This window comes from Halosubterraneus shenae (assembly GCF_050510935.1).
Taxonomy (GTDB): Archaea; Halobacteriota; Halobacteria; order Halobacteriales; family Haloferacaceae; genus JBDGPU01.
In genome coordinates this window covers 302,518-317,730 of the sequence record NZ_JBNLVO010000004.1, presented here as the reverse complement: position 1 = coordinate 317,730, position 15,213 = coordinate 302,518, and the positions used below count along the sequence as shown (strand labels likewise).

Sequence of the window (15,213 nt, the reverse complement as noted above, 5' to 3'; positions counted from 1 at the left end):
CATGGACAATCAGACCTACAACGATCGGTTTACGCGATGGGCGGTGATCGCCTCGGGGGAGGGTGGAGGCCGGATCGCCTCGCAGTTCTTCACCCGTCGCTCGAACCCGGGTATCGAGGACCGGATCGTCGTGATGAACACGAACAGGGCGGACATTCGAAACACGATCCAGCGGCTGGAAGGCACCTTCGGCGACGAGGGGTTCGAGGACCGCGTACTGATTTTCGGCGACGACGAGGGTGCCGGCAACGTCTTCGCGGACGGTGAGCGGCTGGCTCGCGATAGCTTCAACCGGATCCTCCGGAGCATCGATTCCAACGTCGAGACCGCCGACGCGTTCATGCACATCGCGACGCTCGGCGGCGGGACCGGCAACGGCTCTATTCCCTACACTATTCGACGACTGAAGGAGGGCGTCGACACGGCCGAGTACCCGAGCTGGATGAACGACGTGATCCACACGGCGTTCGGGGTCTGGCCCTACGAGGACGAGCCGCCCCAACAGCAGTTCAACGCAGTCTGTGGACTCTCCCGGCTGCTTCGGAGCCCGGACGGCTCACAGAACGCCGACATGGTCATCCTGGGAGCGAACAGTCACATCGCGAACCTGGAGGCGGGCGATTCCGACCACCACCCCAACGACGTAGTGAACGAACGGCTTATCGAGGCGTTCGACCTGATGATCAGCGCCGGCCGGGAAACACAGGGCGTGATCGACGTCCAGGACTACATCAGCGTCCCGTCCCAGATCGGCGCGTATCACTTCACCCCCGCCGTGGCGACGGAGATGGACGCGAACGTCTACGACCTCGAGTACATGTTCGACGTGGCGGCCGATAACCCGTACGTGCCGCTCGACGTCTCCACGACCAAGGCAGCGTACGCCATCGTTCGCGCGCCGCGAAAGCTTGCCGGCTCCGAGATCTCCGAGAGCGACGTCAAGACGGAGTTCGAGTCGTGGAAAAGCGACCGCGGGATCGACGCGCCCGGGATGTCGACGGTCTCGATCAAGGAGGGCGGTCGATCCAAGGTCGACGTGTTGCTGCTGTTCGGCGGGTTCGACCTCGAGCCGCTGTTGAGCACGTCGTGGGACGAGTACGAAACCCACAGGGACCGCCTCGAGCGGGGTCGGCGCCTCGGGAACGGCTCCATCTCCGCGGAGCAGATGGAGCGTATCGAGGAGAATCTCAACGAGTACCGGAGGTTCCTCGAAACGTGATGTCGGAGACTGCCCCCTCACGGACGGCAGCCACGCTCGTCGTTCTCGCCGCCGCGCTGCTCGCGATGACGGCACTCGCCGGCGTCGTCGCCGCCGACGCCGTCCAGGAGAACGAGTCCGATCTCGACGTCCAGGCGGAACACGACGCTGGCACCCTCGAGATCCAGGTGCAGGAATCCGCCTTCCCCGAGGGCAACGACACTGACGACTCGATAGCGGTCGCCGTCGACGGGCAACCGATCGCCGATTCGGTCGATCCGGAGACGACCGAGGACGGCTGGAACGTCTACAGAGTCGATCTGGTGGACAACGACAGGGTGCCGGGCGGATCCCTCGACTCAGTTAACGTGACGGTGACGACTCAGCAGAACAGGAGCGGGACCGTTACCAACCGAAACCTCCAGTACATCGCACTCGACGACGCCGGGATCAGCTTCGACGGAACCGATCGGCTCGTCTTCGACGTGCGGAGCGCCGTCGGTGTTACCGACGGAACGAAGATTCGCCTCGACGCGACAGCCGGCGACGAGAGTGCGGTTCTCAACGGAACGTTCCGTAGGTCCGATGGCGGGAAAGTCGTCGTCGACCACGACGCCGCGTTCCGCAGGCTGGCCCTCCAGAACGGGACGGTGACCGTTACCGGCAGTCCCGACAGGCTCACGATCCGGGGTGCCACCGTCGACCTCGCGACGCCCATCGAGGACACCGAGGTCACCGAAACGAACGTCGTCTTGCATCACCCGCTGCTGTTCACCGGCGAGAGCTACGTCGTTACCATCACCACGGAGCACGACGGCGGGACGACGCTGACGACGAAACGCGTCACCGCCGAGTCCGGCTCCGTCTCGTTCGAGCACGGGGGAACAGTCGACAGCACGACCCGGATCGAGGTCGAACGCGGTGATCTGGTGCTGAAGGCGCGGGAACTGACGTTCGGATCCACACTCACGGGGTCCTACGAGAACGGAAAGCTGGTTCTCGAAGACGCAACGGATCGGCTCGAGGGCGACGGGGTCATCAATGCGACAGTCGCGCTAGCCGACGGCGAAACCCACCACTTCTCCGACGTGCGCTACGAGAACGGCACCGTCCGCTTCGGGGACCTCAACCAGCAGTTCGGGGACGACGTCGACCGAGTCGTCCTCGATCCGGCGGACAAGCAAGCGTTCGCCGTCGAGGTAACCGTCGAGAACGGGTCGAGCTCCGCTCCGGGGTCGATGGTTGGCGAAGCCGTCTCGTGGGTGAAAAAGACGCTGACGGACCCCGTTCAGTCGCCGTTCGTTCCCCTCTTGCTAGTCGGCGGTGCCGCTCTGCTGTTAGTCCTCGGGGTGATAGTTATACGAAGCGGGTCCGGAACCGGCAAATCGGCCGCGTCAGCCACACCCAAAATGTCGCCGGAAGTTCGGATCGTCGACGCGATAACCGGCGAACTCGTCGACGGGACGAGGGCCGTCTCCTTCGACCCACAGCGGGCGAAGGGCGACCGATACGATCCCGAGCATCAAAGCGCACACATCGACGGGAGGGACAGTGTAACGCTGAAGAAGGGGCACTACGTCGCGAGGTTGCCGGGCGGCGAGGAGGAGCACGTGCGACCCGGCGATTCGACCGTCGAGCTGCGAGTCCAGCCCCAGTCGGGAACGCTGACCGTCACGAGCGACGCGACCGACGGACCGGTCGCCGGCGCGACCGCGACGCTGACGCTCCCCGACGGGAGCAGCCAGCAAAAGGGGACGGACGAGAACGGGCAGGTGGACTTCGAAGTTCCGGGGACCGTCGACGCCGCCGACTGCGAACTGGAGGTGGACCACGAACGGTACGACGTCGAAACAGGGCCACTTACGGACACAGTTCGGCTCGAACCGCTGACCGGCGACCTCTCGATCCAGGCCGCGATCGACGGCGAACCGGTTCCCGGGATCGACGTCGTCCTCGAACCGGCCGACGAGCACGTCCGGCGAACCGCCGGCACTCGAACGGCGTCCACCGACGGCGGCATCGCCTCCTTCGGCTCGCTTCCGGTCGGTGACTACGAGGCTCGCGTCGACTTCGATGAGGACGGTCCTGTCACTGGGACTTTGGCCGCCATCTCGGTCCGGAGGGGCGACGACGTGACCGAAACGATCGATGCTTCGTTCACGTTCGAGCTCAGCCCGACACAACGGGAGCGGATCGACGAACTTCACCGGGACATCTCGGAACTAACGCCGTCGAACCGTGACGGCGCCATCCCCTATTATTACGCGAGCGTCCTCTCGGAAGTGCTGTCCGCGATCGGTCGGTTCGAGGACAGCGGCGTCGTGTTCCTCCGGTACAACGTCGACCCGAACACGGTGGTCGACGCTGTGCTGGATGCGGTCGACCACGCCATCGGCTACACGCGTCGCGCGATGACGAACAAGCAGAACGTCGACTTATTCACTGCCTGTCAGGGGCTCCGCGAGACCCGGACGAAGTGGACCGGCGACGTTCGCGTCGACGAGCTCGTCGCGTTCACTGCCGACGAGAAGGCGAATCATCGGCGGGAAATGATCGACCGCCTCGAGGAGATAAACGACCTGCTCGGCGAGAAGCGCGACCAGGTATCGACGGTTACCCCGGCCCGGGCCCAGTACGAGCAAGTCCGGGAACACGCGACGGGGCGTCGTGATACGTCGCCGATCGAACAGCGCGCTCACTTCTTCGTCGGCCTCAAACAGCTCGACGCGGTCGAGGAGCTGTTCGAGCACCCCGAACTGGTCGACCGACTCGAGGAGACGGTATTCTAACATGTCCCGGAAAACACTGCTATCGGCGTGTCTCGTCGGCGTCCTGCTGATGGCCGCGGTCGCCGGCGGCGCAGCGGCACAGAGCTCCCCGGAGTCGCCCGAGGAGTTCATCCGGGCGTTGAACGACCTCCGTGACTCGGAGGCGCTTTCCGAATACGCGGAGCTCGATCTCGCACGCAGTCGAGCGGTCGTCGAGACCCAGACGAGCGACGCGTTCACCCAGCAGGATAGAACGCAGATGACGAACCTGCTGAACGCCCTGCTCGCGTTCGAGCGGGCTTACACCACGGCCCAGCAGGATCCCGTCGAGAGCCTCGACCACGCCGACGAGGCGTACGTGGCACTGCAGCAGCTGGAAGCTGCCGGTGGCGAGCGCTACGCTGCGTTCGGGTTCGTCGCCCTCGACCGATTCTACGCCGTCCAGGGCGAACGCATCTACGAATCGGCCCAGACGGCCAACTCGACCCCGGCGGAACTCGAGCTGTTGTCCGCCGCCGTCCACGCCTACAACCGGTCCGGCGACACCGATCGCTACTCGGAGGTCAAGCTGGAGCGGGACCAGCTTCGCTCGCAGTACGAAAGCGACATGCGCCGACACGACGAGCTCGTCGGTGATGCCGCGGCGTTCGTCGACAGGTGCAGAGTCGCTTGCGAGGGGGTGAACACGGCGCTGCTCGCTCCCGTCCGGAGCGTCACCGAGTACACGCTGGCGCTACGGGCCCGTGAGTCGGCCTCGGAGGCGGCGTCGATCGCCGAGAAGCACGGCGTCGCCACGGCCGATGGTCGGGCAACGGAGATAAGCGACACTGCCGGCAACGCGCTTATCGCAGCAGGTATCGCGACGGTAGCACTGGTGGTCGCGTACGCGGCCGCGATGGTCGGCGTCGCCGGGGTCCTTATCTGGCGGCTGTCGATCTGGGCCGCGGACGCCCAGGCAGCGGCACGGGATCGGATCGTCACGCCCCAGGAGGTGGAGAATGCCTGAGTTGCGCGGTCCGGACGGACTGAGCTGGAAACACGGGGCGGTCGCGGTGATTACCGTCCTGGTGTTGCTCTCCGCGTGGACGGTGCCCGCAGTAGCGGCCTCCGGCGTGGTCGAGGTCGAGGCCGCACTGGACGACGACAGCGATGCGACGACCATGCAGTTCAGCTTCGTGGCGAGCCAGAACGGGACTGTCACCCTCGGCAGCGACGACTACGTCGAGAAGGACGGCGGTAACGTCCAGTTCGAGTTCTCCCAGTGGTCCGGCGGCGGCACCAGCGGGACTGATTCGACGTGGGACGTCGTTGCTGGCGAAGAGTACGTCGTTGAATACGTGGCTCGTGCCCAATCGGGTGTGACTGAGGGGACGTACAGCACCAACGTCGACGTCTACTATCAGGACGGGACCTACGAAACCGAGGAATGGCTGGACCTCGACGCCGACGTACTCGAACCCGCCTTCGGTACGATCGACTCGCCGACCGGCACGGTCGTCTTCGAGGGCGACCAGACCGCGGAGACGACCGTCACGACCAGCGTTCCGAACGTCGGTGACGGAGTGATGGTCGTCGAGGGCGTTTCCTTCTCCGGCGTCCCGTCCGGAATCACCCCCGAGGCGAACTCGGTTCCCGACCGGATCGACGCAGGTAGCAGCGAACCGCTCGAGATCGACGTCACGGTCGACGACTCGGTAGCAGCGGGTACCCACTACTTCGACGCCACAGTGACGGACTCGCTGGGGAACACTCGGACGGTCACCGTCGCCGTCGAGGTGTCGAAACCCCCTGTCGCCTCGGTCGACGAACCGGTCGACCTGGGCGACGTCCTCGTCGGGGAGCGAGTGTCGACCTCGTTCATCGTCGACGAGATCGGCGGGTACCAGGGGCTAGACGGGCTCGATACGACCGTCGAATCCGGGGACACTGATGGACAGATCAGTTTCGACGTCCCATACGGGTTCAGCACGGAGCCGGGCGGATCGGGCGAGGTGGGCGTGACAGTGACCGCCAGCGAGAACGCCGGACAGCACAGCGAGCTCACGTTCGACGTGCTGATCAGCGGCGACCACCAGGATAGTCCGACACAGCGCGTCGAGTTCGTCGCACGAGTCATCTATCCGGCCGACCTGGGTCGGCTCAGTAGCTCGCCGAAGGACTTCGTCTTCGACGAGCCACGCGATCAGGTTTCGGAACACACCATGCAGACGACGGTGTCGATCCCCAACGAGGGTGACCTCGAGATGAACGTCGTGTCGGTGGACGCGACCGCAAACAACCCGTCGCTTTCCGCTTCCGTCGTGGACGCGCCGGCGACGGTCGCCGGCACCGACAGCGAGGACGCCACCATCGAGATCGCGGCTGACTCCAACCTCCCGGAGGGCACCTACGATCTCATGATCACCGTCGAAACCGAAGACGCCGGCACGGAGACCATCACCCGCGAGGTCACGGTCGTCCACGACACGGAGATGACCGTCAGCGAAACGGAGGCGCAGTTCGGTGAGGTGACGATAACCGACCGGTTGACCCGGAGTATCGACGTCGGCGAGCGGCTGGGGTACAACGACCTCCGGAACCTCGAGGTCAGCATCGTCGAAGGACCGGACCGCTGGCTCTCGGTCACGTCGACACCGTCGTCGACGATACCGGCGGGGGAATCCGACTCGCTCGTGTTCGATCTCCAGTTCGGTACCGATGCCGAGGCCTACCAGACGTACGAGTGGAAGATCCGCGTCGACGCGGACGGCGTCGAGCCCGTGACGATAACGGTGTCCGCCACGGCCCGGCTGCTCTCCGTCGAGGACATCACGCAGGACCTCGACTCGCAGTCCGACGGGAGTGGCTGGCAAGGCGAAGCCGAATCGAGCGCCACCAGCGGGCTCCGTTCGCTGGAGGAACGACTCAGGGAGGGTGACGACGTCAGCGGGGCCGACCTCCGGAGAAGTCTCACGATCGCCCAGAGCACGGTCATACTGCTCGAATCGGTCGACACCGTCGAACAACAGCAGGCCAACGGGAGCTACGAGGCGGCGCAGCCACGGGTCGTTAGCGCACTCGTCGCGCGAAACCTGATCGTGGAGTACGTCGACGAGATCGAGGACGACCAGTTATCCAGCGACTTCGAACGGATCTTGGAGGTAACTGCCGACCCGGTAAACACGATCGTCACGGAGCAGGAGCAGCACTACGAGTCGGTCCTCGCCGACGAGGACGCGACCGCACTCGACCGATACCGCGCATCGAGCGGGCTCGCAACGCTCAGCGCGCATCGAGGCAAGGACGAGCAAGCCGCTGCTCACGAGGAGAGCGCCGAGAAGCACTTCGCGGAGTACCAGCGGCTCGTCGACGAAGGGATCGAACGCCGTCAGCAGGCCCGTAACGCCCGGTCGGAGCTACGAGCGAACGCGACGTTGACGTTCCTCGGACAGCCGATCGTTGCGAACCCCACCAGGATCGACGAGATGCAGCGCCTCCGCGCGTCCATCGAGAGCGACTACGCGACCGCCGAGGAGCGGTTCAGGGAAGCCGGTGCCACGAGCGAGGCGGACGCGACGGAGAACGAGGCCGCCGCCGCGAGTCGTGAGCTGCTGATCACGATGGTGACGCTGTACGGGATCAGCGCCATCCTCGCCGTCGGCTTCGCGCTCCTGGTCACCCGCGAGGTGCTGAACGCCAGAACGTACGTACTGGAGGTCCGCGAGGCCAGCACGGGCGACTTCCTCCGGTAACCGTCCGACACTTTTTGCGGTCAGGGGGGCGTTCACCGACCGCAGCCGCCCGAACCCTTACGCGTCTTCTTCCCGCTCGACGGAGAACTTCGTCGACGTCCGCGGTGGGAGCGACACGTCCTCGGGCTTCGGCAGCTGGGGACGAGCGACTTCGACTGCGGACGCTTCGGGGTCGCTCGCGCGGATCTGGACCGTTTCCGCCCGTCCGGCATCCGTCGCCAGCGAGAGCGAAACGTCGAGCTCGTCGGCCGTGTCACCGACGTCGACGTAGTGAGTCACCGTGTCGCCGGCGGCCAGTGATTCCAGGGTCAACGCGTCGTAGAGGATCTCTCGGACCTGGGTCCCGTCCGCCTCGATAGACAGGTTCTCGACCGGCTCCGTGCCGGTGTTCCGGCACCTGACGACTACCGTCCCGCCCTCCGCGTCGAGGACCGTTTCGTCGTCGATCTCGAAGTCGAGTTCCTGAAAGCCGCGATCGGGGGACGGGAGCGCGACGAGCGTCCGATACTCGTCCTGCTGACCGACGTCGGGACCGGCGGAGAACGAGAGCAACTCGGGCTCCGACAGCTCCTGAGCCGGCGGTCCCGAGAGGGGGATGGTCTCGACCACCGTCGATCGTGGGCTCACCTGGAAACTCCCGACCGATTCGGTAAACGAGAAGGACGGCAGCGAAAGGTCGGCGACCTGTACCCGCATTTGGCTCCGATTGGCGATCTCGAGGCGAAGCAGCGGCCCGTCCGCCGACGGAACGACGGCGGCGAGACAGTACCACTCCGGCGTCTCTATTGCGGGCTCGACCGCGTCAGCATCGCGTCGGCCGGCCGGCGTTTCGACGGCGACGCCCGGGACCCGGCCGCCCTCCTCGGTGAACGTGTGCTTCCGGACGAACGTCGCCGACTCGCCCGGTCCGACCACTTCGGTCGTGTCAGCGTCCTCGCTGGAGAGGACGACCTGCGTCCCTTCCGACCCGACGTTCGCGACGTCGACGTACTCGAAGAGCACGTCGCCGATGGTGACGGCGTTCGCGCGTTCGTTCGACGCGGTGTTCGAGAGCTCGGAATCCCAGCGACGGTCGAGTTCCAGCGGGAACGCCGCATCAGCACCGCTGGCCCGACTCTCTCCCTGGGCGTCGGCACGGGAACCACCGCCCCCGCTATCGGCCTCGTCGTCCCCTCGACCGGTCCGCCGAGAGGCGGCGTCGGCGCCCCGCGCTTGGCCCTCCGCTGTCGGTGGCGAGGCGGAATCCACCGCCCGGGACTGCCCGCCGGCGTTCGCATCGGTGGCCCCTCCGGAACCGAGAGCCGGAACCGAGTTGGGCGGGATCTCGACCGTCTCACGTGCCGACACGAATCGTCCCGAGACGGTAACCGTCGCCGTGCCCGTCTCGACCGGCGGCGTTGCGACGACGAGCCTGGAGTCAGGGCCGCCGTCGAACTCGTGTTCGAACTCTCGGGCCACCGCCGACGACGCTATCCGGACAGTGTCGACCACGCGAGCCGTGGTCCGGTTCGACACGGATGCGACGACGAGTCCCTCCTCGAACTCGACCTCGGCAACGAGCGGGTGCTCCGGAATCGACGGTTCGACGCGACGTTTCGAGTCGGCCACGGAGAGGACGATCTCCCCCTCGTCGGGGTGGGGAACCGTTACGACCCACGTCTCGCCGCTCTCGAGGCTCTCGCGGACGTTGTCGCCCGGGTCGAGAGCGAGTTGCCGAACCGGCACGGACGCGGTGTTCTCGACCGTTACCTCGACTGTCCAGCCGTCGGCGTCGGCGGCGACCGGCGCTGTCGACACCGAAAGTGCATCCACACCGCCGGCGACGGGAACGTTTGCCGACGTCACGAGTTCGTCTTCGAGATACACGTCGACGTCGACGTCCTCGGCCCGGATCGATCCGATGCCGACGCGGATCCGCTCCCGCTCACCCGGCGTGAGCGCAAGCTGTTCGGCTCCGGTCGAGATAGTCGCCCCGTCGGCCTCGACCGACGCAGTAGTGACGCTCGGCGTGTCGCTGACGTTCTCGACGACGACCGGGAGCGAACTGGCCGTGGGCTCGATCGCGTCGGTGGGAACGGCGGCGTCGAAGTCCGCTTCGCCGGTCGTCCGCGCGTACACGTTCACGAGCGAATCGACGACGACGCAGACCGGCTCGCCGGAAGCGGCGGCGATCGGTAACCCATCGTCGAGGGAAGGGTTGTGCCACTCCCCGTCGGGGTCGACCATCCGGATCCCCTCCGCGGTTCGAACGAGCAGCTCCTGGTGAGCGAACGGGTCGATGCGGTCGACCACCCACTCGTGACACCACTTCTCGTCACCCGTCTCGACGTCGATCCCGAGAAGGCGATCGTCCTTCATCACGCAGACGACGGTGTCGCCGACGACACCGATGCCGTGGATCGCGCCGTCGAGCGTCGTGCGGAGCTGTGTGGCGCCGGTCGGTTCGAGGATCGTGAGGAACGACCAGGCCGCGACGACGAGCGACGTGTCCGTGCAGACGATCTCGGGGACCGCCGCGACGTCGGAGTCGGGTCGCTCGACGGCGAACCGTTCGTATCCGGCCGTCGCGTCGAGGCCGAGCAGTCGGTCATCGGTGAGAACGACGACGAAGTCGCTGGCAACCGGTGCGGCCACCCCTACTGCGTTTTCGACCTCCGCGGTCCACAGCCGGGTCCCGGAGGTGCTGTAGGCCGCGACCTTCTCCGAAAAGAGCACGAAGAGCTTGTCGTTCAGCCCCACCTGACGAGCCGGACCGTCGAGTTCGACAGTATCGACGCTGTCGCTGACGAGGTGGATCGTCGACCCGGCGAGTAGCGCGACCGTCGATTCCGTCACTGACCAGTCGTCGACGTCCCCGATCTCGAAGGAGGTCCGTCGGACGTATCGCCGGCCCTCGGAGGTCATCGGTCTCCCGGCGACCGGGTGTCGTCGTGCTCGCCCGGCGCAGCCGCCCCGTCTCCGGTCGGTCCGTTCCCGGCGTCTCCGGTCGGTCCGTCCCTGGCGTCTCCGGTCGGTGCCGCGTCGTCGTCGTCGTCCGTAGCCGCCGCCTCACTCGACCCGGCGAACAGGTCGCCCAGGGTGTTGTTGTTCGCGCCGTCGAGCGGGATCCCGAGCTGGTCGGCCTGTTCGTGGACGTACGACCGGAGTTGTGGATATCCTTCGAGTTCGTCCACCTGGTTCCGGACGCTCGTAATGAACTGACGGATCGTCTTCGGCTCCGTCTCAGCCACCTGTTCGAGCAGGTACTCCGTCGTTACCTCCTGCGGGTCGCCCTCGACGACGCTGGTGATAAGCTCCCGCTGGAGGTCGCTACCGAGGATACGGTCCGCGACTTCCGCGGGCGTGTAGCCGACGCTCTCCGCTCCCAGCCGTTCGAAGTCTATCCGCTCCGCGTTCGGCAGTGAAGAGAGCTGCTTCCGCCACACTTCGGCCATCACGTCCTCGTCCGGCTGCGGAATGAACTGCTGGATCGGGAACCGACGACTCGCAGCCGGATCGATGTTGAACGGCATGTTGGTCGCGCCGATGACGAACAGGTTGTCCTCGACGTCGTTCATCTCCTGGAGCACCGCGTTCGTGACGGCTCGTTCGTGCCGCTGGAGATTGTCATCGCTACGGTCGGGGATCAGCGTCTCGATCTCGTCGAAGAACAGCACCGCGAACCCGTCCTGGGCGATCGAGTGTGCCCGCTCGAACACCGCCCTGACGTTCTTTTCCGATTCCCCCGCGTACTTCGACTGGATGTCGCTACCACGAACTTCGAGGAACGTCACCTCACCGTACTGCTCCTCGATACCCGCGTTGTACTTCGCCTCGTAGGCGATCGCCTCGGAGACGTGGGTCTTTCCACAGCCGGGCGGCCCGTAGAGGAGCATGCTCCCGCCGCGGTCAGCGAATTCCTCGCCGTACATCTCCACGACCTGCTCGTGGACGTCCTGGTCGAACAGGGCGAGGAGCATGCGGGCCGTCTGCTTCACTTCGTCGAGCCCCGCGACGTCGTCCTCGAAGTTTACCTGTGGGACTGTCGGGTCGACGGAGACCGTCGCGCCGTCGTCGTCGCCGTCGGCCGGGCCGCGCCCAGCGCCGCCGGCGCCGCCGGCCCCGTCGTGGCCGCCTCGACCACCAGCTCGCGACGCCGGCTCCGGGGTCGCTGGCTCGTCCTCGAAGGTCAGGTCCGTCTCCTCCGTTACGCGCAGCGTGCCGTAGGCGTCCGGCGCCATGTCGTTAACGGTAAAGCGCACGAGCGAGCCGCGGATCTCCGCGACCTCCTCGATCCGGTGGACGAAGAACTCCGTCTCGCGGAGGAACTCCGCGAGGGCGTCCGTCGCCACCTCGTTCGGATAGATGGTCACCTCGTTGGCCGCCGGCACCGACGCCTTCGACGCGTCCGCATCGACGTAGAACGGTTCGTCGTAACTCACGCCACCGTAGATGTCGGCGACGTTTTCGTGGATATACGCCCTGCTGCCGACGTTGTCCATTACCCTGTCGTCCTCCGTCTCCGCGCGGAAGTACGCCTCTCGGCCGCGGTGGCGGACACAGACGACGTCCGTCTCCCCACCGATCTTACTTTGGCCCACGCGGACGTGGGAGGTCGGTCTGTCGTCCTTCTGAATCGGTCTGAGGTTGACACCTGTCATCTGAGATTCCTCGTTTCGTTGGTGAGTCGGTCGGCGACGTCGCGAGCCTGATCCGCGGCGACCACGCTATCCCGGTCGGGGACGTGGATCCAGCGAGCGAGTGCTGATTGATAGTCGACGAACGATGCAACTGCCGACAGCAGGTCCGCGACCGCCGTCCATTCCTTCCCCACGGCGGGCGACCCACAGAGGCGCTGGCGATCCGCGAGGGTTCGGCAGTCGGCCGCGACGGCCGAGGCGTACGACGGCAGCACGTCGCCGAGCACGTACCAGTTCGCGGCCGTCGGACCTGTCCGACGCAGTGGAACGACCGGCTCTCCGTCGACCGTGTCGATCCGGCGATACACGTCGTACTGCGTTCCTGGCGGGTCGTCGGTCGGCTCGGAGGTATCCTCATCGGGATCCCATTCTCCGCCGCCGTCGGTGCACACCTCGCGGTCGGACAGCTCGCGATACCGGTCCTCCAGGATGGCCGCGACGGCGTCGTCCGCTTCGCTCGGCGGACTGTGGTCGAGGGGGGGAAGCGGGAGCCCGGCCGTGCAAAGGTCGACGAGATCGCGGACCGAGTCGTGGACGTCCGCGACCGGGTCCCAGGCTGCGTCCCCGTCGACGGCGCGTACCTCGCGGCGGTCGCTGACGACGACCCGCGCGCGACCGAGCGTTCCGAGGAACGAACAGGCTTGCATGCGTTACCGTTCCGTGATGGTGGTCGACTCCTCGGCCGCGAGCTCCGTCTCCTCGGTGCGTTCCGAAACCTCCGAGATCTGGTCCATGAACTCCTCGTCGGAGATCTCCTCCATCTTGTCCTTCGGGTCGGTGGCACCCCCGATCTCGGCGGCGACTTCCGTGAAGTTCCGGACCATCTCCCGGGCGTCGCTGTCCTGGAGGTTCTTGCTAACCGCCAGCGTCCGGAACTTCGTGCTGTGGTCCTGGAGTGCGAACTTCACGCTCTCTAATTCCTCGACGAGTTCCGCAAGCATCTGCGGTCCCTCCATTTCCGGCCCCTTCGGCCCGCCGGAGACGCTCTCCTCGAGGGATTCGTAGCGGTGGTACCGCTCGCGCATTCGCTTGAACCGCTCTCGTTCATCCCCCTCGAGCTCCGAGGGGCTACGGCCACCCAGCATCGCCTTGATCTCCTGTTCGATTTCCTCCTTCTTCTGCGCGTAATCCTGCTCGATGGACGTCGTGTCCTCGAGGTTCTCGACGTGCTTCTCGAGGGTTTCCTGGTTGCGCTCGACGCGATCGACTGCGGCATCGATGCGCTCGACGCAGGCGTCGAGGGTCGCCGCCCAGTTGTTCAGCATGGCGTAGGCGTTCTCGTCCTGGAGGTTCTCCGAGGACATCAGCAACACGACCTGGTCGTCCTCCAGCCGGAGGATGTCCTCGGACGCAAGGTACTCGATCACTGCGTGTGCCGCGTGTTGGTTCTTCACGCGCTCGGCGTCGGACTCCACGAGCGCCTGCACGGCCTCCTCGCGATCCATCACGCCGCGGCCGTCGTCGATGGTGAGCTGGCCGCCGAGGTGCTGCTGTGCCAGCGAGGCGATGATCCCCTCCCAGTTGGCCTCCAGCTCCTCGCTGGACCCGCTCTCGGCGATGCTCCCGTCGAACCGGACGGGCTCGTCGACGCCGTTTGCCGGCTGTGCGGTTACTACCTTGTCGCCGTTGCGCTCCGTCGTCGTGAACTCGGTGAATTTGTTGCGCATCTCAGAACGCCTCCTCGATCTTTTCCTCGGCACGCCCCCGGACCTGCTTCCGGAGGTAGTCGTTGGCCTCTTCGGTCTCCGCCAGTCGCATCTCCTCGATCTCCTCGGCGGCTTCCTCCTTGAGAACCGATGGAGTCGCCGCGGTCAGGTCAGACAGCAGGGGGTCGACGACCTTCTCGGCCTGCGCCTCGATCTCCTCGTCCAGCGGCTCGCGGTGGGCGGCGATCCGGCCGTCGACCTCGATGCCCACCACTGTCTCGAGGGCGTCCTGCACCGCGTCGACGACGTCGTCACGCCGCCGTCGACTGATGCTGTCGAGAATGTCGGTGCGCTGCTCGATCGCTGTGGTGACCACCTCGCGGTACTCCGGGACGGACATCGCGTGGCCGGCCGCCCCGAACTCGTCGAGCACGTCGTCGCTTATCTCCTCGGCCAGCCAGCGGCCGTACTCGTCGAGCGCGCCCCAGACGAGGTACTCTCCGTCGAGGTCCGCCAGAAACTCCAGCTGCTGCTCGAGATAGCGAATGACGTCGGACGTCGCGTTCACGGAGATGATCTGTTCGAGCTCGTCGTGTGCGAGCACGCCGATCGGTGCCGAGCTTTTCGCCTGCTCGCGAAGTTCGTCTTCGAGCCTGTTCTGTCCGGTCTGTTCCTTCAGCAACGACCCGACGGAGTAGTACTCCTGGGAGCCGGTAGCGATCCGAAACAGCATATCGTTCTCGACCAGCTTGTCGACGAAGAAGTCGACGTCGTCGACGGCGAGGTTGAACTCGTTGCGGATCTGCTCGGCCGTGACGACCTGCTGTGTCGAGACGAACAGGTCCTTCAGCTGGTTCGGGATCCGCCTGTCGTGACCCGCGCTGAACACGTCGTAGTAGTACACTCCGGAGCGGATCTGCCTGAGGTTCTCGTACTCGGCGCCGGCGATCTCCTGCATGGACTCCTTTATTGCCCCGCGGGTGAGCGTGCCGGTCTTCGTCAGACCGGTTTCCGAGGCTTCGTACTCCTCTTTGATACGGTTCGCCACTCGATCGAGGTAGAGGAACCCGAAGTTCTCCTGGGCAATCGAAATACAGATATCACCCAGTTTATCGGTATCGACTGGTCTCAGTGGCATTGGTTGATCAACAAATATGTATCATAGTAAATGTACTGCACACCGCCGGCGGA

9 protein-coding genes are annotated in these 15,213 nt (G+C 65.7%); 4 read left to right on the top strand and 5 right to left on the bottom strand.

Translation table 11 applies throughout. The features are described from left to right. The first annotated feature begins 1 nt into the window (after position 1). From ACQE3M_RS10670 to ACQE3M_RS10655, 4 genes are read left to right on the top strand one after another with little or no spacing between them, the layout of a single operon-like run. Complete coding sequence (locus ACQE3M_RS10670) at positions 2 to 1,219, top strand: FtsZ/tubulin family protein (protein ID WP_430505589.1); 1,218 nt, start codon at positions 2 to 4, stop codon at positions 1,217 to 1,219. Next, on the top strand, positions 1,219 to 3,987 hold the full coding sequence (locus ACQE3M_RS10665; protein ID WP_430505588.1) for a carboxypeptidase-like regulatory domain-containing protein: 2,769 nt from the start codon (positions 1,219 to 1,221) through the stop codon (positions 3,985 to 3,987). The genes ACQE3M_RS10670 and ACQE3M_RS10665 overlap by 1 nt, the downstream gene beginning before the upstream one ends. A gap of 1 nt (position 3,988) precedes the next feature. Beyond that, positions 3,989 to 4,972, top strand: a complete 984-nt coding sequence (locus ACQE3M_RS10660; RefSeq protein ID WP_430505587.1) for a hypothetical protein — start codon at positions 3,989 to 3,991, stop codon at positions 4,970 to 4,972. Further along, positions 4,965 to 7,697: a COG1361 family protein gene (locus ACQE3M_RS10655; RefSeq protein ID WP_430505586.1), complete on the top strand. Its 2,733-nt coding sequence runs from the start codon at positions 4,965 to 4,967 to the stop codon at positions 7,695 to 7,697. Before ACQE3M_RS10660 ends, ACQE3M_RS10655 begins: the two co-directional genes overlap by 8 nt. 57 nt (positions 7,698 to 7,754) lie before the next feature. Here the strand turns inward: ACQE3M_RS10655 and ACQE3M_RS10650 are convergent, their stop codons facing one another. The 5 genes from ACQE3M_RS10650 to ACQE3M_RS10630 are packed head-to-tail and all read right to left on the bottom strand — an operon-like array spanning position 7,755 to position 15,160. After that, on the bottom strand, positions 7,755 to 10,601 hold the full coding sequence (locus tag ACQE3M_RS10650; RefSeq protein ID WP_430505585.1) for an outer membrane protein assembly factor BamB family protein: 2,847 nt from the start codon (positions 10,599 to 10,601) through the stop codon (positions 7,755 to 7,757). Then, positions 10,598 to 12,337, bottom strand: coding sequence for an ATP-binding protein (locus tag ACQE3M_RS10645; RefSeq protein ID WP_430505584.1), 1,740 nt, complete (start codon positions 12,335 to 12,337; stop codon positions 10,598 to 10,600). Before ACQE3M_RS10645 ends, ACQE3M_RS10650 begins: the two co-directional genes overlap by 4 nt. Then, positions 12,334 to 13,023, bottom strand: a complete 690-nt coding sequence (locus ACQE3M_RS10640; RefSeq protein WP_430505583.1) for a hypothetical protein — start codon at positions 13,021 to 13,023, stop codon at positions 12,334 to 12,336. Before ACQE3M_RS10640 ends, ACQE3M_RS10645 begins: the two co-directional genes overlap by 4 nt. 3 nt (positions 13,024 to 13,026) lie before the next feature. Further along, positions 13,027 to 14,043, bottom strand: a complete 1,017-nt coding sequence (locus tag ACQE3M_RS10635; RefSeq protein ID WP_430505582.1) for a hypothetical protein — start codon at positions 14,041 to 14,043, stop codon at positions 13,027 to 13,029. 1 nt (position 14,044) lies between these two features. Further along, positions 14,045 to 15,160 carry a hypothetical protein gene (locus tag ACQE3M_RS10630; RefSeq protein ID WP_430505581.1) on the bottom strand — a complete coding sequence of 372 codons (1,116 nt, stop codon included), beginning with the start codon at positions 15,158 to 15,160 and terminating at the stop codon, positions 14,045 to 14,047. Positions 15,161 to 15,213: the final 53 nt, after the last annotated feature.

Coding starts and splice junctions, on each gene's coding strand:
- ACQE3M_RS10660 (WP_430505587.1), top strand. CDS start 3,989: ATGTCCCGGAAAACACTGCTATCGGCGTGTCTCGTCGGCGTCCTGCTG.
- ACQE3M_RS10640 (WP_430505583.1), bottom strand. CDS start 13,023: ATGCAAGCCTGTTCGTTCCTCGGAACGCTCGGTCGCGCGCGGGTCGTC.
- ACQE3M_RS10635 (WP_430505582.1), bottom strand. CDS start 14,043: ATGCGCAACAAATTCACCGAGTTCACGACGACGGAGCGCAACGGCGAC.
- ACQE3M_RS10630 (WP_430505581.1), bottom strand. CDS start 15,160: ATGCCACTGAGACCAGTCGATACCGATAAACTGGGTGATATCTGTATT.
- ACQE3M_RS10655 (WP_430505586.1), top strand. CDS start 4,965: ATGCCTGAGTTGCGCGGTCCGGACGGACTGAGCTGGAAACACGGGGCG.
- ACQE3M_RS10665 (WP_430505588.1), top strand. CDS start 1,219: ATGTCGGAGACTGCCCCCTCACGGACGGCAGCCACGCTCGTCGTTCTC.
- ACQE3M_RS10650 (WP_430505585.1), bottom strand. CDS start 10,601: ATGACCTCCGAGGGCCGGCGATACGTCCGACGGACCTCCTTCGAGATC.
- ACQE3M_RS10645 (WP_430505584.1), bottom strand. CDS start 12,337: ATGACAGGTGTCAACCTCAGACCGATTCAGAAGGACGACAGACCGACC.
- ACQE3M_RS10670 (WP_430505589.1), top strand. CDS start 2: ATGGACAATCAGACCTACAACGATCGGTTTACGCGATGGGCGGTGATC.